The sequence below is a fragment of the Kingella kingae genome, from assembly GCF_900475905.1.
In the GTDB taxonomy this organism is placed as follows: Bacteria; Pseudomonadota; Gammaproteobacteria; order Burkholderiales; family Neisseriaceae; genus Kingella; species Kingella kingae.
Window position 1 is genome coordinate 1,306,714 of sequence record NZ_LS483426.1, and the last position, 20,819, is coordinate 1,327,532.

Consider the following 20,819-nt stretch of genomic DNA (forward strand, 5'->3'; position numbering starts at 1 on the left):
GCATTTCTTCGTGATGCGCTTCTCGAACGCTTGAAAATATTTCAATATTATCTGCGCGTTCTGCGATGCTATCACTTTGAACTGCACTCAAATCTGGAGTTTTGCAAAGGTCTCAACTGGCGAAACGCTCGCCCGCGCCGTACATTTGCAAGAATGTTTCAACTTGCTTGATGATTTGGCAGTCTTCCTGCTTGCCTGTGCCGTTAATGGCTAACCAATTATCAAAGCATTGTTTAATGCCTATCATGCTGATACCTTGGGGCAAGCCTGTTACGCTGCCTGAAAGTTCTAACGCTACCGCCACAAGCGCAAAACGCTTTGCTACACGCCGCGCCTGTCCGCTTAATGTGGGTAAGGATTGCATAAAGGCTGCTTGTGCTGCCTGAATGCGCTCGCGTGGCATATCAACAAGTTGTTAATCCATTCGCGCCCTACCGTGCCGTATTGCTCGGCTGTGGCTGCCTGTAAATGTTCTGACAAATCCGCACCATTATCAAAATCATGCAAATTTTCATAAATGTCGTATTGTGTGGCGGCTGGTATGCTCGGCAGTCGTACCGCTTGCCCTGCTTCCCACTTTTCGCCGCTCGCTTTCATGTATGAATTTAAACTGTATTCGCCTGTTGAAAACAGCAAAACGCGCCATTCAAAGCGGTATGATGTGGGGCGGTTCGGGTTTGGTTTTCTCCTGTTTCTGGCGTGCTATGGCTGCCTGTTCGCGTGCTTGGGCTAATGTAACATCAGGGTATGCCCAATAGACAAAGTTTTCTCTTTGCCGTGTATGCGGTATTTTAACCGCCATAATTTGCCCCTGTGGGCGTGATGTACAAATAAAGTCCTTGTCCGTCTGCTAATTTATACGGTTTGTCGGTGGGCTTGGCTTTTTTGATTTGTTGGTTAGTCAATTTCATTTTATTGGGGGTATTTTTCAAAATACCCCCAAAAATACCCCCACAAGTATGTTAATTTGAGTTTATGGAAGTACAGGGCAGTTTATAGCCACTTCTTCAAAAAATAGCGGAAATAAATTTTAGTTGATTGATAAATAAAAGATTTGTTTATGACAGTATAGAACAGTTTACGAAAAAAAGCAGCCATGAAAGGCTGCTTTTTTGTATTCCTGGTACCCAGAAGAAGACTCGAACTTCCACGTCCTTACGGACACTAGTACCTGAAACTAGCGCGTCTACCAATTCCGCCATCTGGGCTTTGCTTTTCTACTGTGTTTGCGTTAAAGTGTCGCAATCAAGAAAGATTGCATTATATAAATACTACAAAAGGATTGTCAAGAATGGCTAAAAAGAAAAATATCAACGAATTGAATTTACGAGAAAAAGACCCGTATTTGGCGCGTGAACGTGCGAAATACGACAATAATCCCTTACCAAGCCGAGAGTGGATTATCCAATTATTAGAAGAACTTGGCGTACCACAAAAAATGGAAGCGCTGTCTGAAAAATTATCCATTGAAGAACACGAGCAGGAATTTTTTGAACGCCGCCTAAAAGCAATGGCGCGAGACGGTCAGATTTTGATTAACCGTCGCGGTTTAGTATGCGTGGCGGAAAAATTGGACATCGTGAAATGTCGCATTGAAGCGCATAAGGACGGCTTTGGTTTTGCTGTGCCGTTGAAACCGACTGGCGACGGCGATTTGGTGTTGTATGAACGCCAAATGCGCGGCGTAATGCACGGCGATATTGTTACGGTGCGTCCATTGGGTTTGGATAGACGCGGTCGCCGCGAGGGTCAGGTTTTGGACATTGTGGAACGGGCGCAAACATCTGTCGTGGGGCGTTTTTATTTGGAACGCGGCGTGGCGGTGCTGGAACCTGAAGATAAGCGTTTGCATCAAAACATTATTTTAGAGCCTGATAGCGTGGCGCAATTTTCGCCGAAATCGGGGCAAGTGGTGGTAGCGGAAATTGAAAGTTATCCTGAAAATCATCGTCCTGCGGTGGCGAAAATCGTTGAAGTATTAGGCGATTACGCAGATAGCGGCATGGAAATTGAGATTGCGGTGCGGAAACATCGTCTGCCGCATGAATTTAGTGCAGGCTGCCTGAAAGTGGCGGCGAAAATCCCCGATAAAGTTCGTGCGGCTGACCGTAAAAATCGGGTGGATTTGCGTGATTTGCCGTTGGTTACGATTGACGGCGAAACGTCTCGCGATTTTGATGACGCGGTTTATGCGGAAAAAGTGGGGCGCAATTATCGTTTAGTCGTGGCGATTGCGGACGTGAGCCATTATGTGCAACCTGATGATTTGATTGATTTTGATGCGCGTGAACGGGCAACAAGTGTGTATTTTCCGCGCCGTGTTATTCCCATGCTGCCTGAAAGTTTATCTAACGGCATTTGTTCGCTGAACCCTGATGTTGAGCGGCTTTGCATGGTGTGCGACATGACGATTACTTACGCGGGCAATGTGAAGGAATATTCGTTTTACCCTGCGGTGATGAAATCGCATGGGCGTTTGACGTATAACCAAGTTTGGCAATGGCTTGAAAATAAAACGGAAAATGAATATTCAGGCAGCCTAAACGTGTTGTACAAATTATTCCAAGTGTTGCAGCAAAAACGCCAAAAACGTGGTGCAATGGAATTTGAAACCGTTGAAACGCAAATGATTTTTGACGATAACGGTAAAATTGAACGCATTGTGCCTGTGATGCGAAATGACGCGCATAAGTTGATTGAAGAATGTATGTTGGCGGCGAATGTGTGCGCGGCGGATTTCTTGTTGAAAAACAAGCACCATGCCTTGTATCGCAATCACTTGGGTCCAACGCCTGAAAAATTGGCAACGTTGCGCGAACAGTTGGCGTTGCTGGGTTTGAGTTTGGGCGGCGGCGATAATCCGACGCCGAAACATTATGGGGAGTTGGCGGCAAAAATCGCTGACCGTCCTGACCGTGAATTGTTGCAAACAATGTTGTTGCGCTCTATGCAGCAGGCGATGTATGAGCCTGAAAATGTGGGACATTTTGGTTTGGCATATGAGCATTACGCGCATTTTACTTCGCCGATTCGCCGTTATCCTGATTTGTTGGTTCATCGGGCGATTAAGGCGGTTTTGGCGAAGAAAACATATGCTGTCAGCAGTTGGCAGGAGTTGGGCGTGCATTGTTCGTATTGCGAACGCCGTGCCGATGACGCGAGCCGCGATGTGGAAAGCTGGCTGAAAACGTATTATATGCGTGATAAGGTTGACGAAATTTTCACGGGCAAAATCACGCACATGGCGAATTTTGGCATTTTCGTTACGCTGGACGATATTCACATTGAGGGCATGGTTCACGTTAGCGAATTGGGTGAGGATTATTTTAATTATCGTGCGGATTTGTTGGCGATGGTGGGCGAGCGTAGCGGCGTGCGTTTTGGCATGGGCGATACGGTAACGGTAAAAGTGGCGCGTGCGGATTTGGAAACCAGTAAGATTGATTTAGTGTTGGTAAGCGGTGGCGTTGTGCCGAACAAACGTGCGAAAAAAGTGCAGGCTGCTTTGACTACTGCACCGAAAACATCGCGCAAAAGCAGTAAAAAGACCAAGCAGCCTGCACCTGAATTGCTGGCAGATGCGTTGAATATGGCAGAAAAAGTATTGGCAAAACAGGCAAAAAACCGTAAAAAGCAGCCTGCAACTTCGTCAGCACAATCCAAAAAATCAGCCAAAAAATCGGTTAGCATTAAAGTCAAATCGGCGGAAAATAAAAAACCGAGCAAAGCCAAAAAATCGGCAAAATAAAAATAAAGCAGCCTGCAAAAAAATGCAGGCTGCTTTTTTATTCTTCCGCTTCGTTTTCGGTTTTTTCGCGTGGCTTAATCATGCGACAAACCAACAATCCCACTTCATACAGCAAAATCATCGGTATTGCCAACATCACTTGGCTCAACACATCGGGGGGCGTAACCACGGCGGCAATCACGAACGCGGCGACAATCAAATACGGACGTGCTGCGGTTAATTGTGCAAACGAAATCACGCCCATGCGATACAGCAAAACCACCGCCACAGGGATTTCAAACGTCATGCCAAACGCGACAAACATGCCCAGTACAAACGACAAATAATTGCCAATATCGGTTGCCATGCTCACGCCCAGCGGTGTTGCCCCTGCAAAAAATTTGAACACGATGGGGAACACAAACCAATAGCAAAACGCCATGCCCAGCGCAAACAAAGTCATGCTAGACAAAATCAACGGCACAATCAGCCGCTTTTCGTTTTGATACAAAGCAGGTGCAACAAACGCCCAAATTTGATACAGCGTGTTGGGCAACGACACCAAAAACGCCACCATCAGCGCGACTTTAAGTGGCACAAAAAACGGCGCAACCACATCGGTCGCAATCATGCTGGTGTTTTGTGGCAACACACTCATCAACGGCTGCGCGACAAAGGCATACAATTCTTGGGCAAACGGCACAGCGGCAATAAAGCACACGCCAATGCCCGAAATCGCCCAAACCAAACGCCGACGCAATTCCAGCAAATGCTCCATCAACGGTTGCGCTGCGCCGCCATCTGGCAATAATTCTTCACTCATCGGCGACTCCTTAATTTAGGGGCAGGGCGGTGGCGTGGGCGCATATCGCGTTTACGCGCCATCGCTTGTTTACGCAGTGTTTTGACCTGTACCGTTCCCATTGCAAAAGACGAAGTGTGCAGGCTGCTTTGTGTCAAAGGTTGCCCCAAATCGTCTACGCCAAAATCGGCAGGCGTTTTTTGTTCGGGCAAACGCTCCCACGCAGGCACAGAATCTTGAATTTTCTTGGCAATTTCGCTGGATTCCTGCTGCACTTGTTGCGATGCTTGCTGCAAATCTTGGCGGATTTCTTGCGCGGTTTGTTCCACTTCCTGCTTGATTTTGGACAGCTCGGCATATTCGGCGTGTGCCGATAATTCGTTTTTCATGCCCGAAGCCATGCGCTGAATTTTGCCAACCCATTCGCCTGCAAAACGCGCCACTTTGGGCAAGCGTTCGGGCCCTAACACAATCAGGGCAACCACGCCTGCCAGCAGCATTTCGGTAAAGCTAAAATCAAACATATCACGACTGTTTATCGTTTTGGTGTTCAATCACATCGTCTTTTTTCTTTGCCGATTCAGGCTCGCTGCCTTTGTCCAAGCCTTCTTTGAAATCGTGAACCGCGCTACCTAAATCTTTGCCCACATTGCGTAATTTTTTCGTACCGAATACCAATACGACAATCACCAACACAATAATCCAGTGCCAAATAGAAGTTAAACCCATGATGTTATCCTTTCAAAAATCAATAAAAAAACTTAAAAAGCAGCCTGCACATTAGGGCGTGCCTAAAATATGAATATGCAAGTGGAACACTTCCTGTCCACCGCCTTTTCCTGTGTTGATTTGCGTTTTAAAACCGTTGGTTAAGCCAGCGTTGGCGGCAATTTGCGGCACGCGCAACATCATTTTGCCCAACAAAGTTTCGTGTTCCACTTGCGCGTGTGCCAGCGAATCAAAATGCACTTTTGGAATCAACAATAAATGCACAGGTGCGGCAGGGTTGATGTCTTTGAAGCACAGCATTTGTTCGTTTTCATAAACCACGCTGGCTGGGATTTGTTTGTCGGCAATTTTGCAGAAAATGCAATCGCTCATGATGCGTTCCTTATAGAGTAGCGTAAAAATGCAGGCTGCATTTTAACCTAATTTAACGTGTTTGGTTTGATTTAGCTTAACTTATTCTTTGGGACGCGCGGCTTTTTCTGCCAAACCCGACAAACCTTGTCGGCGCGCCAATTCTTGCAACACATCGTCTGCGCTCAATTGATGGTGCGCCAACAAAATCATCGTGTGAAACCACAAATCTGCCACTTCATAGACCAAATGCTGGGCATCGCCGTCTTTGCTTGCCATTAAGACTTCGCCTGCTTCTTCAATCACTTTTTTCAGGATTTTGTCTTCGCCTTTGTGCAAGAGCTGGGCGGTGTAAGATTCATCGGGGCTGGCGGATTTGCGTTGTTCAATAATCGCTTGGATTTGGGTTAAAATGGTGGACATAACATTTCCTTTTCATCAATATTTTATTTACTCGTGCGCTTTGCCATAAATGGCGATTTCGTCTTTGATAACCGCGTCTTTAATCGCTCATTCGCCGTTTTCCCACACGCGATAAAAACAGCTTTCGCGCCCTGTGTGGCAGGAAATGCCGCCCACTTGTTCAATCTGCATAATCACGGCGATCGCCATCGCAATCCAAACGCAATTCCAGCACTTTTTGTACATGACCCGATTCTTCGCCTTTTTGCCATTGTTTTTGGCGCGAACGGCTGTAATAGTGGGCGAAACCTGTTTGCGCGGTTTGCTGCAAGGCTTCGGCGTTCATGTAGGCAACCATTAACACGCGCTGGGTTTTCGCGTCTTGGGCAATGGCGCAAACCAAGCCGTCTTTGTCCCATTTGACGGCGTTGAGCAAAGTATTCATGGTGTTTTCCTATTGTTGAGATGTGGTAATGATGCAGCCGCCCACTTGTTGTTGATTGGGTTGCAGGCTGCTTTGTGCGGCAACTGTGCTGTGGCACGAAAACGCACTCAACGAATTTTTGGGCGAGCCTTGAATGATTTTGTCGCTGTACACCATGTAGGCAAAAGCATGGCGTTTGGCATCGTAGTAGCGCATGATTTGCAAGCTCTTGAAAGCGAAGCTGGCACTGCGTTTGAACACTTGACGCGGTTTGCTGACCACTTGTGCGTTAAAGGCAACCACAGGCGCAGTTTGTACACACGATACGCTGGCATCGGACGCATCTTCTTCCATGTTTACCGTTTCGCGCAAGCCGCCTTTTTTGGCATACGACAAGAAGCATGACACGCCTTGTACATCAGGGTCGTCAAAGGCTTCAATTTCAATGCGGTCGTTTTTGCCGAGCAGGTTGAACACGGTGCTTTCTTCGCCGATTTTGTCGGTTTGGTTGTTGCAGGCTGCTAATAAGCCAACCGCGACTATGAGTAAGCATTTTTTCATGAATTTGTCCTTATTTATAAAACGCCAATGACACAGCAACCAAAGTCATCATAAAAATGACCCAGCGCATCGTAGTGGCAGGTACTTTAAGCGCGAGTTTCACGCCCAAGATTGCGCCCAACGAATTGCTGGCGGCCAATGTCAAGCCAACACTCCACCACACTTGTCCTTGCAGCAAAAACACGGTAACGGCGGCGGTGGTAAAACCAAAGGTGCAGACCAATTTGAGTGCGTTGCTGCGAATCATATCGTAGCCCAACATGCCTGCAAACACAGGCAGCATCAGCAGTCCCACACCAGCTTGTACAAAGCCGCCATAAATACCAATCACAAACAGTGTTGCCCATGCTAGGGGCGACATCAGTTTGGGCGCAGCATCGGGTTTTACATTGAACAAATCGGCTTTGAACAGCACCAAACCTGCGACAAACAGCATACTCAACAATAACAAGGGTTTGAGTAACCAGTTGGGCAACACCGATGCCAAAATTGAGCCAACCACACCGCCGAGCAAGGTGGGAATGACGACTTTTTGCCAATCGCTGCGTGGTGGAATTTTGCCTGCTTTGGCAAAACCGCGAATACCTGTAATGGTTTGAATAAACACGCCGATGCGGTTGCTGCCGTTGGCGATGTCGGGCGGTATGCCAAACATCATCAGCACAGGCAAAATCAGGTTGCTGCCGCCGCCTGCCATGATGTTAATCACACCTGCGATGGTGCCAAGGACGGCAATGGCGGCGTAATGCCAGAGTTGTAGTTCCATGTGTGGGCTTTCGGGAAGTGCAGGCTGCTTTTCGCGTTATTTAAAAAGCAGCCTGCACTTTTTGTTATACAAAATAAATGGTTTATTTTTCTTCTGCTTCTGGCGGTGCGTAATCGGTCAAAGACAAGCCGTCCAATACGCCGCCCGAACCAGCTGTTGTGTTTTTCTTGCTGTTTAACTGAATTTGCAGGCGCAAATCGTTTACCGAGTCAGCATTACGCAAGGCATCGTCATACGAAATCAAATCGGCTTCATACAAATCAAACAGCGATTGGTCGAACGTTTGCATACCAATGTCGCGCGATTTTGCCATGATTTCTTTTACCGCATGAATGTCGCCATGCAACACCAATTCGGAAATCAACGGCGAATTGAGCAGGATTTCTACCGCAGCCACACGTCCTTTGCCTTGTTTTTTGGGGACAAGGCGTTGCGAAATAAAGCCTTTTAAGTTGAGCGACAAGTCGTTCAGCAACTGGGTACGGCGTTCTTCGGGGAAGAAGTTAATAATGCGGTCAAGGGCCTGGTTGGAGTTATTCGCGTGCAGTGTTGCCATACACAAGTGCCCTGTTTCGGCAAAGGCAAGTGCGTAGTCCATCGTTTCGCGGTCACGAATCTCACCAATCAAAATCACATCGGGTGCTTGGCGCAGTGTGTTTTTGAGCGCGGCGAACCAGTTTTCGGTGTCCACACCCACTTCGCGTTGCGTGATGATGCAGTTTTTGTGTGGGTGAACAAATTCAATCGGGTCTTCAATCGTGATGATATGACCGTAGCTGTTTTCGTTGCGGTAATCAATCATCGCCGCCAACGATGTGGATTTACCCGAACCTGTACCGCCGACAAAAATCACCAAACCACGTTTTTCCATCACGACTTGTTTTAACACAGGCGGTAAGTTCATGTTGTCGAATTTGGGAATGTCGCTGGTAATCACACGGCAAACCAAAGCTGCTGCACCACGTTGCACCATGGCGTTGATACGAAAGCGCGACACGCCTGGCAAGCTAATCGCAAAATTGCATTCGTTGGTGGTTAAAAATTCTTCGGCTTGCTTGTCGTCCATAATCGAACGCGCAATTTGCATGGCGTGGTCGGCGGTTAAAGGCTTGTCGGTGATTTTGGTTAATTTGCCGTCCAATTTCATCGCAGGTGGATAGCCAGCCGTGATAAATAAATCCGAGCCTTTGTTATTGACCATGTGCGTGAGCAAGCCATGGATAAATTTACGCATTTCTTCGTTGATGGGTGGAATGATAACTTGCATACAATGTTCCTAGTTTGAGTGTGTTTGGATAAGATGCTATTTTAACGATTTATATCGGATTTGTCGCGACTGTAAAGATGCGGTGTTGTTTTGTTGGCTTTGGTGTAGATTATGGTTAAATTAAGATAAGGTATATAATATCATTTAAAATTCAAAAGCAGCCTGCACAAAGGAAAAAACCATGCTACAAAATACGATTGAATTAGACAAAATTGATTTAAAAATCCTGCACGTTTTGCAAGAAAATGGACGATTGAGCAATGTGGAATTATCGGAGCGCGTTGCCTTGTCGCCGTCGCCGTGTTTGCGCCGATTGAAGCATTTGGAAGACATGGGCATTATCCAACGCTACGTCGCTTTGTTGTCACCCAACGCCTTGCACTTGGGGCTGCAAGTGATGATACACGTCAGCACCAATAAATCGCCCGAAGCACGACAAGACTTTGAACAAGCCGTGCAAAGTTGGAACGAAGTGCTGGGTTGCTTTGCCTTGACGGGCGATGCCGATTACTTGCTGCACGCTTTTTTTACCGATATGCAAGCGTTTTCCAATTTTGTGCTTAACGTGTTGTTGTCGCACACTTATGTTCAAGATGCTAAATCTAGCTTTGTGTTAAAAGAAATCAAAAATACGACTGCGTTGCCGTTGGTGCATTTGGAATAGGATAGGGCGGATAATCAACAAAGCAGCCTGCACTTTCAATCAACAAAAAGTGCAGGCTGCTTTTTTGCGCTAAAATCGCGTTTTTGGTTAAACATAAGCAACGCTATGAATCCCCTTTCTTTGGCAGTGGTTGGACACACCAACACAGGCAAAACTTCTTTAATGCGAACTTTGTTGCGCGATAGCCAGTTTGGCGAAGTCAAAAACGCGGCGGCGACCACGCGACACGTTGCCCAAGCGGCGATTGGCGATGGCGAAACCGTGTGGGTGCAGCTATACGATACCCCAGGCTTGGAAGACGCAGGCGGCGTGTTAGATTGGTTGGAAGCGCACACATCGCATCAACAAGACGGCATCGAACGCTTGCACGCTTTTTTACACAGCGATGTAGCGCAAAACGAATTTTCGCAAGAAGCCAAAGTGTTGCGCCAGTTGCTCGGCAGCGATGCGGCTTTGTATGTTGCCGATGCGCGTGAAGCCGTGTTGCCCAAATACAAAGACGAACTGACGATTTTGTCGTGGTGCGCCAAGCCGATGATGCCTGTGTTCAATTTTACGCACGGTCAGGATTTGAGCGATTGGCAAGCGATGTTGGCAAAACGCAGCCTGCACGTTGTGAGCCGTTTTGACACGGTTGCGTTTGATTTTGATGGCGAAATGAAATTGTGGGACAACTTGGCGACCATGTTGCAACAGCCCAAAGTGTTGGCGCAGTTAGCAGATTTTCGCCGCGCTGAATGGCAACGCCTAAACGAACAAGCGCGAGACGAGTGGGCAAAATTTTTGCTGGACGTAGCCGCCTGTGTGCGCCAAGTCAGCGACAAAACGCAAACCACAGTCGTGCTAAACGAAATGCAGGCTGCTATTCGCGCCCACGAAAGCAGCCTGCAACAACAATTATTTGCGCTGTATCGTTTTTATTACAGCGACGTGGAACAACAAAACGAGCAAATGTTGCAAGCCTTTCGTCAAGACCCATTTGACCCAGAATTGCTCAAACAATACGGCATACGCGCCAGCAAAGGGGCAGCAGCAGGCGCATTGTTGGGGCTGGGCATAGACGCTTTGACTTTGGGGACTTCGTTGGGCATGGGCGCGACCATTGGCGGCGTGTTGGGCGGTTTGGCGGGCAACTGGCAAGCGATGTTAGACAAATTCAATGGCATCGAGACTTTGTATGTTGATGAAGCGATGCTGACTGTTTTGGCAGCGCGAAATTTGGATTTACTCAATGCGCTGCAAACACGCGGACACGCAGCCACCGCGCCGATTGCGCTGCATTCATCGTCCGCACCATGGCAAGCCAATGCGCTGCCCGATGTGCTGAAAAAAGCACGGTCGCACCCCAAATGGTCGCGCTTGAATGCCGATGCAGACGATTATTCGCTAGACCGCGATTTGGCAGCACGACAACTGTTGGCGAGCTTGGCTAATGACAAAAAATAGCGCAGTCGTAACACCACACGATAACCGCAAATCTACTCCCTCTCCTGCGGGAGAGGGTTTCGCTGCAATACGCAGATTTTTGCCCTCTCCTTAACCCTCTTCCACAGGAGAGGGAATGCAATGACTGAATATTCAAAATTTTCACAATAAGAAGACATCAACATGATAGATTTACATTGCCATTCCACCGTATCCGATGGCGCATTGCCGCCTGATGAAGTCGTTGCGTTAGCGGCACAAAATGGCTGCACCATGCTGGCTTTGACCGACCACGACCATACAGGCGGTTTAGCCATCGCTCGTGCCACCGCCCAGCAACACGGTATTCGCTTCATCAATGGCGTGGAGATTTCGGTTACTTGGCGCGGACGTGGCGTGCATATTGTTGGCTTGGATTTTGATGAACACGAAAGCAGCCTGCAAACTTTGTTGGCTCGATTGCGCTTGGGACGCATAGACCGCATCGAACAAATCGGTGCAAAACTGGCTAAACACGGCATTGCAGGCGCAGCAGAAGGCGCATTGGCATTGGCAACCAACCGCGAAATGGTGTCGCGCACCCACATGGCAGACTGGCTGGTGCAGCAAGGTTTAGTACGCAACAAGCAAGCCGCGTTCACCAAATATTTGGGCGACGGCAAATGTGGTTTTGTGCGCCATCAATGGGCAGACTTGGCAGAAACGGTACAAGCCATCAATCAAGCAGGCGGTTTGGCAGTCATCGCCCACCCCATGCGCTACGATATGTCGGCAACCGCACGGCGACAATTATTTGAAGAATTCAAGCAACTGGGCGGTGTGGGCATAGAAGTCCACAGCGGTGGTTGTTCGTTGGGCGACCGCTTAAATTACGCGATGTTGGCAGAACGCTACGGCTTGTTATCCAGTGTCGGCAGCGACTTTCATCGCGCCAATGATTACAGTGGTGGCACGTTGGGTGCTTGCCCCGAATTGCCGCCCATTTGTGATGCGATTTGGACGCGATTTCGCAATCATTCAATTATTTAATTCAAAGCAGCCTGCACTTTTTGTTCGCCCTAAACCCCATTTTCTTTTACAATACAGGCTATTGTGCAGGCAGTTTAAGACTGTGTGCTATTGTAACTATTTGCATAGAAAGGAAAATTTTAATGCATCAAAAAGCCAAAGTCGCTTTGTTTTCTTTACTTATCTCGCCAACATGGGTGCAGGCTGCCAGTCTAAATGGCGCAGAACTCAGTTTATTATGGGGCATACCGTTTGCCCTGATTTTGTTGTCCATTGCCACAGGACCGCTGTTTTTTTCGCACATTTGGCATCATCACTTTGGCAAAATCACCGCTGCTTGGACAGCACTCTTTTTAATTCCGTTTACGATTGAGTTTGGCGCGAGCGAAAGCATTCACTTAATCGCACACGCCATGGTCGGCGAATACATACCGTTTATTTTGCTACTGCTGGCGTTGTACACCATATCGGGCGGCATTTTAGTTTGGGGCAATTTGCACGGCTCGGCAAAGCTCAATACAGGCATTTTGGCGATTGGCACGCTGCTCGCATCGATTATGGGAACAACGGGCGCGGCAATGTTGTTGATTCGCCCCTTGCTCAAAGCCAACGACAACCGCAAACACAAAGTACACGTTGTCGTGTTTTTCATCTTTTTGGTTGCCAACATTGGTGGCGGTTTAACACCGTTGGGCGACCCACCGCTATTCTTGGGCTTCTTAAAAGGCGTAGATTTTATGTGGACGGTGGAACATATGTTTATGCCCGTGTTGATTTCATCTGCCGTTTTGCTGTTTGTGTTTTATCTGTTGGACAGCCATTACTATAAACAAGCCGATGAAATCTTGTCGCACGACCCCACGCCCGACACCGCCAATCAAGCATCATTTAGCAGCGACGGTATCAAATTGTTTGGCAAATGGAACTTCTTGCTTCTGGGTGGTGTGATTGGCACAGTGTTGATGTCGGGCATTTGGAAGCCAGCGCACGAAGGCTTCAATATTTTGGGTACGCAATACGCGCTGCAGAATGCGGTACGCGATGTGATTTTGTTGGTATTGGCAGGCGTGTCGCTGTATATCACACCCAAACAAGTTCGCGCAGGCAACGAGTTTAACTGGGACCCAATCGCCGAAGTAGGCAAATTATTCTTGGGTATTTTTATTACCATTTCCCCTGTTTTGACCATTTTGCAAGCAGGCGAAAAAGGCGCGTTTGCAGGCTTGATTGCTTTGGTACACGACAGCGCAGGACAGCCCATTAACACCATGTATTTTTGGATGACAGGTTTGCTTTCTGCCTTTTTGGACAACGCGCCCACTTATTTGGTGTTTTTCAACATGGCAGGCGGCGACCCATACGAATTGATGCGTGGCGACTTGTTCCACACCTTGCTTGCTGTGTCTATGGGTTCGGTGTTCATGGGCGCGTTGAGCTATATTGGTAATGCGCCAAACTTTATGGTTAAAGCCATTGCCGAACAACGCAAAGTGGCAATGCCGAGCTTCTTTGGCTATATGGCTTGGTCGTTTGGCATATTAGTGCCGTTGTTTATTTTGCATACTTTGATTTTCTTTGTGTTTGAGATTTTCTAAACGCGCACAACAAAGTGCAGGCTGCTTTTTATAGTTTAAAAGCAGCCTGCATTTTTATTTAAAAAACATACAAAATCAATTTGTTGTAAAAAATATTTTATTTTTCTGTCAGATTTTCCGCGCCCATACGTCTAATGGGTAAGAAACAGAAAACGTACAGTATAAGTTGCCATGTATGAACGCGATTTGTTTCCGATTGAAAACATTTTTTACATTTAAATTTGAAGGAATTTTACAATGAAAACATCTGCAATTTTGGTTTTGGTAGGCGTATTGTCTTTGGCTGCTTGCGCGAATAAAGGTCAATCAATGGATATGCAATCTGGCGATATGATGAATAAACCCATGATGAATAAATCGATGGATAACAGCATGATGATGGATAAATCCATGATGAATAAATCAATGTAAATGGATTGAGTTATTTAATTATTTATCTGAAAACAAAAACTACATTTGGCGTAAACTAAATGTAGTTTTTGTTTTTTTTCAGGCAGCCTGAAAAATTATTGGGAAAGCCCTTATGAATTTAACCCACATTTCCACCAGTGAATTAGCCACTATTCGCAAAAATTTATTGCGTTTTGCCAGTATTCACTTACCCAACCAAAGCGATTTCGCCGAAGATTTGGTGCAAGAAACGCTGCTTTCTGCCTACAAATCCGCCAATGATTTTCGTGGCGAGGCGCAATTAACCAGTTGGTTGATTAGCATTTTGAAAAATAAATTGATTGACCATTTCAGGCAGCAATCTTCGCAAAATGCCGTTTTTGTCGCGCCAGCAGCAGAAGAACCTATGGACGATTGGTTTGAAAATTTCTTTGCCGAAGATGGACATTGGCAGCGCGAAGACAGCCCAAGCATATGGCAAAACCCCGAACAAAGCCTCAACACAAAAGAATTTTACGACATCTTGCAAATTTGCCTGTATGGGCTGCCTGAACATATTTCGCGCGTGTTTATGATGTCCGAAATTCTCGGCTTGGAAAGCAACGAAATTATCCAGCAATGCCACATCACACGCGCCAATTTTCACACTACCATGCACCGCGCTCGTGAAGGATTGCGCCAATGTTTACAAATCAAATGGTTTAACCACAAGGAATTAGTATGAAAAAATGTCGCAAAGCCACCGCGCTCATTTCCAAACAACACGATAAATTGCCGTTGGAAGCAAAAGAAAAATTGTTCTTGCAAACACATTTGCTGGTGTGTCCGCATTGTCGCGCGTATAAACAACAGATTGATGTGATTGAAAAAGCAATTAAAAAGCTGTTTTGAATTTTCAGGCTGCCTGAAAACCTTATTTCTTGAATACGCCCCTTGTTTTCTCTATAATTTCACGTCCGAAAAATTTTCAATCATTTGTGCAGGCTGCTTTTTTGTCGTTTGGGTTGTAACCCAATAATCCGCACAAAAAGCAGCCTGCACTTTAAATTCCACAAACGAAAGACAAAAAAATGTTAAACATCACCCTACCAGACGGCAGCGTCCGTCAATATGAATCGCCCGTAACCGTTGCCCAAATCGCCGAAAGCATTGGCGCAGGTTTGGCAAAAGCCACCGTAGCAGGCAAAGTAAACGGCGCACTCGTGGACGCTTGCGACCCAATCACTCAAGATTCAACCGTTCAAATCATCACGCCAAAAGACCAAGAAGGCGTGGAAATTATCCGCCACTCATGCGCCCACTTGGTGGGACACGCGGTTAAGCAATTATTCCCGACTGCCAAAATGGTTATCGGTCCTGTGATTGAAGAAGGCTTTTATTACGATATTTTGCCTGAAAAACCGTTCACGCCCGAAGACATGGCAGCGATTGAAGAGCGCATGAAACAGCTTATCAATCAAGATTACGATGTCATCAAAAAAATGACCCCACGCGCCGAAGTCGTAGAAATTTTTAAAAGTCGCGGCGAAGAATACAAATTGCGCCTGATTGACGACATGGACGACAGCATTCAAGCCATGGGCATGTATTTCCACCAAGAATACGTGGATATGTGTCGCGGTCCACACGTTCCAAACACGCGCTTTTTGAAACATTTTAAATTGACCAAAATGTCAGGTGCGTACTGGCGCGGCGACAGCAATAACGAACAATTACAACGCATTTACGGCACAGCTTGGGCAAACAAAGACGAACTGAAAGCCTACATTACTCGCATTGAAGAAGCCGAAAAACGCGACCACCGCAAATTAGGCAAACAATTAGATTTGTTCCACTTGCAAGACGAAGCCCCAGGTATGGTGTTCTGGCACCCACGTGGCTGGGCATTGTGGCAAGTGATTGAGCAACACATGCGCCGCGAATTGACCGAAGCGGGCTACCAAGAAGTGAAAACGCCACAAGTCATGGACAAAACTTTCTGGGAAAAATCAGGGCACTGGGCGAACTACAAAGACAATATGTTCCTGACATCATCAGAAAAACGCGAATACGCCGTGAAACCCATGAACTGCCCTGGACACGTTCAAATTTTCAATCACGGTTTGCGTTCATACCGCGATTTGCCGATGCGTTTGGCGGAATTTGGTTCATGCCACCGCAACGAGCCAAGCGGTGCATTGCACGGTTTAATGCGTGTACGCGGTTTTGTGCAAGATGACGCGCATATTTTCTGTACCGAAGACCAAATCGCCGAAGAAACCAAAGCATTCAATTTGTTAGTGATGAAAATTTACCAACAATTTGGTTTCAAAAATGTCAGCATTAAATTGTCGTTGCGCCCTGAAAAACGCGCTGGCAGCGAAGAAATTTGGGACAAAGCCGAACAAGGTTTGCGTGATGCCTTAACTGCTTGTGGCGTGGAATGGGAAGAATTACCTGGTGAAGGCGCGTTCTACGGACCAAAAGTGGAATACCACATCAAAGACGCATTGGGACGTTCATGGCAATGCGGCACGATTCAGCTGGATTTTGTGCTGCCTGAACGCTTGGAAGCGGAATACGTTGCCGAAGACAACACGAAAAAACGTCCTGTGATGTTGCACCGCGCCATTTTGGGTTCGCTGGAACGCTTTATCGGCATTTTGATTGAAGAACATGCAGGCTCATTCCCATTGTGGCTTGCGCCTGTGCAAATGGTGGTGATGAACATCACCGAAAAACAAGCGGATTACGCGAAAGAAGTGCAAGCGAAATTGCAGGCTGCTGGTTTCCGTGTGGATTTGGATATTCGCAATGAAAAAATCGGCTACAAAATCCGCAGCAACAGCGAAATGCGTTACCCCTATCAATTAACCGTTGGCGATAAGGAAATGGAAAACGGTCAAGTATCTATTCGTAAAAAAGCGGATAATTTGGGTAGTGTGAGCGTTGATGAGTTTATCGCGATGTTGCAAGATGAATTGAAACAAGCGGTTGAAGTTTAATTTTTAAAAATTCAGGCAGCCTGAAAGTTGGTTTTCAGGCTGCCTGAAATCCGTTTGTAATCTCCCTTTCATTAACCAATAAAAAGAAAGCAAACCATGTCCACATACGTTATTTTTATCCGCGACAAAATGTTAGACTAAAACGCCTACAACCAATATTTAGAAGTAGCCGCACCTACATTAGCCCCACACAACGGCGAAATCATCGTATTCAACGGCGAAAACGAAGCATTGGAAGGTGCAGACATTGATGGTTCTGTCGTGTTGCGTTTCCCCGATATGCAATCGGCAAAAGCATGGTACAACAGCCCAGAATACAGCCAAGTGCGCAATATGCGTATCAATGCGACAATGGGACGCGCTGTGTTGGTAAACGGTGCAAATTTCGCTGTGTGATAACTTTGGCTGATTAAATTGAGAATAGGGCAGGGATTGCTATCCTTGTCCTTTTGTATTTGATTCAAAAGCAGCCTGCACTTAATATAGTGAATTAAATTTAGATTAGTACAGCGTTGCCAACTCCCTTATGTACTACTAGATGTACACGGCGGTCGTTGTCGCCTTGTCCTAATCTAAATTGGTGGTGTCCTGAAAAGTGTGCTGTAAAAAATAAGCAATAAAAAAGCAGCGAGAACAGAGTATATTTGGGTGTGTGAAAACAGAAATAACTCTAATTTGTCCTCGCTGCCAAGGACAAAATATAAAGAAAAATGGCTAGGGGCTAATGACATTTTAGCTATAATTTCAACCAAATCAAAGCACAAGCTAATGACACGGTACTTTCATAATTACGTTTTAATTTATCGTACCGTGTTGCCAGCGCACGAAAATGCTTTAATCGTGCAAAAGCATTTTCTACCAAGTGCCTGATTTTATATAAATACCAATCTGTGTCCACATTAAGATGTTCTCTATTTTTCTTATATGGAATATTGGCTTTACTTTGTTTAGAATGAATTAACCGACGAAAAGTATTACTGTCAAAACCCCTATCAGCACACACGGTTTCATTATCACTTAAGTCCAATTGTGCCAATAAATCAGGCGTAACAACAATATCATTTACATTACCAGCTGTAATCATAAATTCGGTGGTGGTGTCCTGAAAAGTGTGCTGTAAAACTAAACAATGCCAAAGTGAATATCAAAGAAAGCTAAATCAAAAACTTTCTTGTGATAAAACATACTTTTAGAAAAGATTGTTGTCGTAATTTTATTGGCGACCATAACCTTACCTATAAGGGTTGTCATTCCAAAGCTGATGAGCAGGTTTGGAGAATGACCGTTAGAGGTTGTGGTATTCGCGATATTGCAGCAATTACGGGTTACAGCAAAGACAAAGTTCAGGCTGCTTTAAAACGCCATGAGTTTGAGCCATTTCCTAAACAAAAACATTACCCTACACTTGAAATAGACGAGTTTTGGACATTTGTCGGTAACAAGTCTAATAAAGTGTGGCTAGTCTATGCCTATCACAGAGAAAGTGGCGAAATTGTCGCTTACGTTTGGGGTAAGCGCGATTTAGCAACAGCGCGAGCACTCAAACGGCGTTTGAAAGAGTTGCGTGTAACCTATGACAGAATTGCGACCGATGACTGGGCTGCATTTTTAAATGTCTTTTCAAATGAAGAATGACATCTAGTTGGTAAGCAACACACAGTTGGCATTGAGGGTAATAATTGTCGTTTACGGCACAAAGTAAGGCGAGCGTTTAGAAAAACGTGTTGCTTTTCTAACAGTATGTTTTATCACAAGAAAGTTTTTTATTTAGCTTTCTTTGATATTCACTTTGGCATTGTTTAGTTTTACAGCACACTTTTCAGGACACCACCAAATAGTTAAATTTTGGAAAATTGGTATTATTGCTTACTGATGTAGCTTGTAAATAAACATTTTCTGTACGCTAAAATGTGTCGGCGAGCCGCCGACGCTCCATTGCAAAACTTGTGTAGATACCTATGGGGTAAACCTTGTCCCTACCAAGCAAAATTTTCTATCATTTATCAAAAATGCAGCCTGAAAAACAAAGGATTTACTCAAATGAACAAAAAATATTTCATCAACTATCTTATCTTGCTCTTACCGTCCATCATCATCGGCGGTTTACTTGCCTATTCAGGTGACGTAACAGACGGTTTAAAAATCGGCTTTCTCTCTTTGCTGGGCAACGCATTCATCGCCCTATTCCACAAAAAACGCAGCAAAATTTATCTCGTGCTGGCAATCTTGTGGTACGCCCTATTCCTGCTTCACAGCATGACTTTGTCCGCTACATGGCTGCTGTATAACAGCAAAATCAACGCCTATTTCATCGTTCAATCCATCGCCAACACATCGCTCAACGAAGCCACAGAATATTTCACGCACAGCTTGCCCTATTTAGGTGTCGCCAGTGCCATATTTGTTGGCTTGGGCATGCTGAGCTATTTCCTGTTCACCAAAATCTACAACCGCGACTGCCCACTTGTCCAAAAAAACCAAAAAAGCACATGGATTTTGCCGATTATCATCGGTTTGCTGTGCGTAACCGCATGGGCAATCAAACCCATTCGCGCCGTGTCGCCCCCCATTTTTTGGCGCAACTACGTCAAATCTATCCAGCAGTTCAAAGCCCAACTGGTTGAACACAAAAACTGGCAGCACAACTGGACGCAATACGCTCAACCAAACATCAGCAAGCTACCAAACTTTCAAGAAAAACAAACTATTATCCTGATTATTTCCGAAAGTTTAACCAGCTACAATTTACATTCTTGCGGCTACCCACGCCACACCAACCCCAATATGTTCGCCGTACAAAACGAACTGACGATTTTCTGCAATGCCTATTCAGGTTATCCGTCCACATTAGGCGCAGTGAAATCCATCTTAACCGATGTGCCAGCCGCGCAACCTGAATACGTACCAACCAAAAGCATTCTCGCAGACGCAAAATCCGCAGGTTTCAAAACCTTTTGGCTAAGCAACCAAGACGACAGCTACATCGCCTCCCTATTTGGCGCGTTTACCGACCAAGCGATTTACAACAACAAACGTTCAGGGCGCAGCAGTTTTGCCAAAGATGAAGAACTGTTCCCCTTGGTGAAAAACGCGTTGGCAGATAACGCACCGAAGAAACTGATTGTGGTGCATTTGATTGGTTCACACCCCAATTATTCCGCGCGATACACCGACAAATTTAAACTATTCCCCACCCAAGACAACGCGCAAGAACAGCCCGTTCAAGCGCAATTGGCGCAAATCAACGCCAGCTCGTGGACAAAAAATCTGCGCGATGAATACGACAACAGCGTCGCTTATCAAGATTGGGTGTTCAACAACATTTTCACGATGCTCAAGCAAGACAAAGCTGAATCACGCGGCTTGATTTTCCTGTCCGACCACGGCAATGAAGTGGGACACGTGAAAGACTTTGCAGGACACAGCCCAACCACGCAAGCAGGTTATCGCATACCTGTAGTGTTGTGGCACAACCAACTTGCGTTACCCAAAGGTGCAAACCAAGATAAAGCCATCGATGCCACTCAGTTAGATGATAATTTGCGCTTTATGATTGGGTTACAAGATAAAACTAACACCGCGTTTGTGCCTTGGTGGGCAGATAATTATCAGTTTCCAAGTAATGCTAAGTTTCCTTATTGGGAAAATCTATAAAAAAACACAGCCTGAAAAACCATTTTCAGGCTGCGTTTTGTTTCAGGCTGCATTTCATATAAAAGCAGCC

General features: G+C 45.9%; 21 protein-coding genes, 1 tRNA gene and 4 pseudogenes. 12 read left to right on the forward strand and 14 right to left on the reverse strand.

The window, feature by feature from the left end:
• Nucleotides 1–112: 112 nt before the first annotated feature.
• The 4 genes from DQN52_RS06965 to DQN52_RS06980 all read right to left on the reverse strand — a co-directional run bounded on the left by DQN52_RS06965 (nt 113) and on the right by DQN52_RS06980 (nt 1,208).
• Complete coding sequence (locus DQN52_RS06965) at nt 113–364, reverse strand: helicase (RefSeq protein WP_111694438.1); 252 nt, start codon at nt 362–364, stop codon at nt 113–115.
• Complete coding sequence (locus DQN52_RS06970) at nt 343–636, reverse strand: hypothetical protein (RefSeq protein WP_003786152.1); 294 nt, start codon at nt 634–636, stop codon at nt 343–345. Before DQN52_RS06970 ends, DQN52_RS06965 begins: the two co-directional genes overlap by 22 nt.
• A 155-nt stretch (nt 637–791) precedes the next feature.
• A complete protein-coding gene (locus DQN52_RS06975) occupies nt 792–911 on the reverse strand; it encodes an Arm DNA-binding domain-containing protein (protein WP_003786155.1) in 120 nt (39 codons plus the stop codon).
• Between the two features lie 210 nt (nt 912–1,121).
• Nucleotides 1,122–1,208: transfer RNA gene (locus DQN52_RS06980), tRNA-Leu, on the reverse strand.
• An 83-nt stretch (nt 1,209–1,291) separates the two neighbouring features.
• Between DQN52_RS06980 and rnr the strand changes: the two genes are divergently transcribed.
• On the forward strand, nt 1,292–3,748 hold the full coding sequence (gene rnr, locus DQN52_RS06985; protein ID WP_003786157.1) for a ribonuclease R: 2,457 nt from the start codon (nt 1,292–1,294) through the stop codon (nt 3,746–3,748).
• A gap of 37 nt (nt 3,749–3,785) precedes the next feature.
• Here rnr and tatC read toward each other — a convergent pair whose 3' ends face one another.
• From tatC to DQN52_RS07030, 9 genes and pseudogenes are all read right to left on the reverse strand, one after another.
• Entirely contained in the window at nt 3,786–4,550 is a 765-nt protein-coding gene (gene tatC / locus DQN52_RS06990; RefSeq protein ID WP_003786159.1) for a twin-arginine translocase subunit TatC, read from the reverse strand.
• The gene (gene tatB / locus DQN52_RS06995; RefSeq protein ID WP_003786160.1) at nt 4,547–5,053 is read right to left on the reverse strand and encodes a Sec-independent protein translocase protein TatB; all 507 of its coding nucleotides are present in this window, start codon (nt 5,051–5,053) and stop codon (nt 4,547–4,549) included. Before tatB ends, tatC begins: the two co-directional genes overlap by 4 nt.
• 1 nt (nt 5,054) lies before the next feature.
• Nucleotides 5,055–5,258, reverse strand: a complete 204-nt coding sequence (gene tatA / locus DQN52_RS07000; protein WP_003786162.1) for a Sec-independent protein translocase subunit TatA — start codon at nt 5,256–5,258, stop codon at nt 5,055–5,057.
• 51 nt (nt 5,259–5,309) lie between these two features.
• Nucleotides 5,310–5,630 carry a histidine triad nucleotide-binding protein gene (locus DQN52_RS07005; RefSeq protein WP_003786163.1) on the reverse strand — a complete coding sequence of 107 codons (321 nt, stop codon included), beginning with the start codon at nt 5,628–5,630 and terminating at the stop codon, nt 5,310–5,312.
• An 81-nt stretch (nt 5,631–5,711) separates the two neighbouring features.
• Nucleotides 5,712–6,032, reverse strand: a complete 321-nt coding sequence (locus DQN52_RS07010; RefSeq protein WP_003786164.1) for a phosphoribosyl-ATP diphosphatase — start codon at nt 6,030–6,032, stop codon at nt 5,712–5,714.
• An 87-nt stretch (nt 6,033–6,119) separates the two neighbouring features.
• Nucleotides 6,120–6,456 (reverse strand): annotated as a pseudogene (gene hisI / locus DQN52_RS07015) (phosphoribosyl-AMP cyclohydrolase).
• A 9-nt stretch (nt 6,457–6,465) separates the two neighbouring features.
• Nucleotides 6,466–6,996, reverse strand: coding sequence for a CreA family protein (locus DQN52_RS07020; protein ID WP_003786166.1), 531 nt, complete (start codon nt 6,994–6,996; stop codon nt 6,466–6,468).
• 10 nt (nt 6,997–7,006) lie between these two features.
• Nucleotides 7,007–7,762 (reverse strand): sulfite exporter TauE/SafE family protein, encoded by a 756-nt coding sequence (locus DQN52_RS07025; protein ID WP_003786167.1) that lies wholly within the window; start codon nt 7,760–7,762, stop codon nt 7,007–7,009.
• Between the two features lie 82 nt (nt 7,763–7,844).
• Nucleotides 7,845–9,029: a PilT/PilU family type 4a pilus ATPase gene (locus DQN52_RS07030; protein ID WP_003786168.1), complete on the reverse strand. Its 1,185-nt coding sequence runs from the start codon at nt 9,027–9,029 to the stop codon at nt 7,845–7,847.
• A gap of 181 nt (nt 9,030–9,210) precedes the next feature.
• Between DQN52_RS07030 and DQN52_RS07035 the strand changes: the two genes are divergently transcribed.
• The 9 genes and pseudogenes from DQN52_RS07035 to DQN52_RS07070 form a co-directional block, all read left to right on the forward strand.
• The gene (locus DQN52_RS07035) at nt 9,211–9,693 is read left to right on the forward strand and encodes an Lrp/AsnC family transcriptional regulator (RefSeq protein WP_003786169.1); all 483 of its coding nucleotides are present in this window, start codon (nt 9,211–9,213) and stop codon (nt 9,691–9,693) included.
• Nucleotides 9,694–9,798: 105 nt separating this feature from the next.
• Nucleotides 9,799–11,139 carry a DUF3482 domain-containing protein gene (locus tag DQN52_RS07040; protein WP_003786170.1) on the forward strand — a complete coding sequence of 447 codons (1,341 nt, stop codon included), beginning with the start codon at nt 9,799–9,801 and terminating at the stop codon, nt 11,137–11,139.
• 162 nt (nt 11,140–11,301) lie between these two features.
• A complete protein-coding gene (locus DQN52_RS07045; RefSeq protein ID WP_003786171.1) occupies nt 11,302–12,147 on the forward strand; it encodes a PHP domain-containing protein in 846 nt (281 codons plus the stop codon).
• A 122-nt stretch (nt 12,148–12,269) separates the two neighbouring features.
• The gene (locus DQN52_RS07050; RefSeq protein WP_032827644.1) at nt 12,270–13,721 is read left to right on the forward strand and encodes a sodium:proton antiporter; all 1,452 of its coding nucleotides are present in this window, start codon (nt 12,270–12,272) and stop codon (nt 13,719–13,721) included.
• A 237-nt stretch (nt 13,722–13,958) separates the two neighbouring features.
• Nucleotides 13,959–14,132, forward strand: a complete 174-nt coding sequence (locus tag DQN52_RS10970; protein WP_003786173.1) for a hypothetical protein — start codon at nt 13,959–13,961, stop codon at nt 14,130–14,132.
• 112 nt (nt 14,133–14,244) lie between these two features.
• Nucleotides 14,245–14,835 (forward strand): sigma-70 family RNA polymerase sigma factor, encoded by a 591-nt coding sequence (locus tag DQN52_RS07055; protein ID WP_003786174.1) that lies wholly within the window; start codon nt 14,245–14,247, stop codon nt 14,833–14,835.
• The gene (locus DQN52_RS07060; RefSeq protein WP_003786175.1) at nt 14,832–15,002 is read left to right on the forward strand and encodes an anti-sigma factor family protein; all 171 of its coding nucleotides are present in this window, start codon (nt 14,832–14,834) and stop codon (nt 15,000–15,002) included. The genes DQN52_RS07055 and DQN52_RS07060 overlap by 4 nt, the downstream gene beginning before the upstream one ends.
• Before the next feature lie 179 nt (nt 15,003–15,181).
• A complete protein-coding gene (gene thrS / locus DQN52_RS07065; RefSeq protein WP_003786176.1) occupies nt 15,182–17,095 on the forward strand; it encodes a threonine--tRNA ligase in 1,914 nt (637 codons plus the stop codon).
• Between the two features lie 156 nt (nt 17,096–17,251).
• Nucleotides 17,252–17,491 (forward strand): annotated as a pseudogene (locus DQN52_RS07070) (DUF1330 domain-containing protein); the annotation flags it as partial.
• Between the two features lie 340 nt (nt 17,492–17,831).
• Here DQN52_RS07070 and DQN52_RS07075 read toward each other — a convergent pair.
• Nucleotides 17,832–18,185 (reverse strand): annotated as a pseudogene (locus DQN52_RS07075) (transposase); the annotation flags it as partial.
• Nucleotides 18,186–18,268: 83 nt separating this feature from the next.
• Here DQN52_RS07075 and DQN52_RS07080 point away from each other — a divergent pair.
• Both DQN52_RS07080 and DQN52_RS07085 read left to right on the forward strand, forming a co-directional pair.
• A pseudogene (locus DQN52_RS07080) lies at nt 18,269–18,898 on the forward strand (IS1 family transposase).
• Between the two features lie 237 nt (nt 18,899–19,135).
• The gene (locus DQN52_RS07085) at nt 19,136–20,749 is read left to right on the forward strand and encodes a phosphoethanolamine transferase (protein ID WP_032827646.1); all 1,614 of its coding nucleotides are present in this window, start codon (nt 19,136–19,138) and stop codon (nt 20,747–20,749) included.
• Nucleotides 20,750–20,819 lie beyond the last annotated feature (70 nt).

What these genes read in the sequence shown, in the direction of transcription:
- DQN52_RS07030 (WP_003786168.1), bottom strand. Translation starts at nt 9,029, where the DNA reads ATGCAAGTTATCATTCCACCCATCAACGAAGAAATGCGTAAATTTATC.
- DQN52_RS07010 (WP_003786164.1), bottom strand. Translation starts at nt 6,032, where the DNA reads ATGTCCACCATTTTAACCCAAATCCAAGCGATTATTGAACAACGCAAA.
- tatA (WP_003786162.1), bottom strand. Translation starts at nt 5,258, where the DNA reads ATGGGTTTAACTTCTATTTGGCACTGGATTATTGTGTTGGTGATTGTC.
- DQN52_RS07050 (WP_032827644.1), top strand. Translation starts at nt 12,270, where the DNA reads ATGCATCAAAAAGCCAAAGTCGCTTTGTTTTCTTTACTTATCTCGCCA.
- DQN52_RS07005 (WP_003786163.1), bottom strand. Translation starts at nt 5,630, where the DNA reads ATGAGCGATTGCATTTTCTGCAAAATTGCCGACAAACAAATCCCAGCC.
- DQN52_RS07055 (WP_003786174.1), top strand. Translation starts at nt 14,245, where the DNA reads ATGAATTTAACCCACATTTCCACCAGTGAATTAGCCACTATTCGCAAA.
- DQN52_RS07040 (WP_003786170.1), top strand. Translation starts at nt 9,799, where the DNA reads ATGAATCCCCTTTCTTTGGCAGTGGTTGGACACACCAACACAGGCAAA.
- DQN52_RS07020 (WP_003786166.1), bottom strand. Translation starts at nt 6,996, where the DNA reads ATGAAAAAATGCTTACTCATAGTCGCGGTTGGCTTATTAGCAGCCTGC.
- DQN52_RS06975 (WP_003786155.1), bottom strand. Translation starts at nt 911, where the DNA reads ATGAAATTGACTAACCAACAAATCAAAAAAGCCAAGCCCACCGACAAA.
- thrS (WP_003786176.1), top strand. Translation starts at nt 15,182, where the DNA reads ATGTTAAACATCACCCTACCAGACGGCAGCGTCCGTCAATATGAATCG.
- DQN52_RS07035 (WP_003786169.1), top strand. Translation starts at nt 9,211, where the DNA reads ATGCTACAAAATACGATTGAATTAGACAAAATTGATTTAAAAATCCTG.
- tatB (WP_003786160.1), bottom strand. Translation starts at nt 5,053, where the DNA reads ATGTTTGATTTTAGCTTTACCGAAATGCTGCTGGCAGGCGTGGTTGCC.
- DQN52_RS07085 (WP_032827646.1), top strand. Translation starts at nt 19,136, where the DNA reads ATGAACAAAAAATATTTCATCAACTATCTTATCTTGCTCTTACCGTCC.
- tatC (WP_003786159.1), bottom strand. Translation starts at nt 4,550, where the DNA reads ATGAGTGAAGAATTATTGCCAGATGGCGGCGCAGCGCAACCGTTGATG.
- DQN52_RS07025 (WP_003786167.1), bottom strand. Translation starts at nt 7,762, where the DNA reads ATGGAACTACAACTCTGGCATTACGCCGCCATTGCCGTCCTTGGCACC.
- DQN52_RS07060 (WP_003786175.1), top strand. Translation starts at nt 14,832, where the DNA reads ATGAAAAAATGTCGCAAAGCCACCGCGCTCATTTCCAAACAACACGAT.
- rnr (WP_003786157.1), top strand. Translation starts at nt 1,292, where the DNA reads ATGGCTAAAAAGAAAAATATCAACGAATTGAATTTACGAGAAAAAGAC.
- DQN52_RS06965 (WP_111694438.1), bottom strand. Translation starts at nt 364, where the DNA reads ATGCAATCCTTACCCACATTAAGCGGACAGGCGCGGCGTGTAGCAAAG.
- DQN52_RS10970 (WP_003786173.1), top strand. Translation starts at nt 13,959, where the DNA reads ATGAAAACATCTGCAATTTTGGTTTTGGTAGGCGTATTGTCTTTGGCT.
- DQN52_RS07045 (WP_003786171.1), top strand. Translation starts at nt 11,302, where the DNA reads ATGATAGATTTACATTGCCATTCCACCGTATCCGATGGCGCATTGCCG.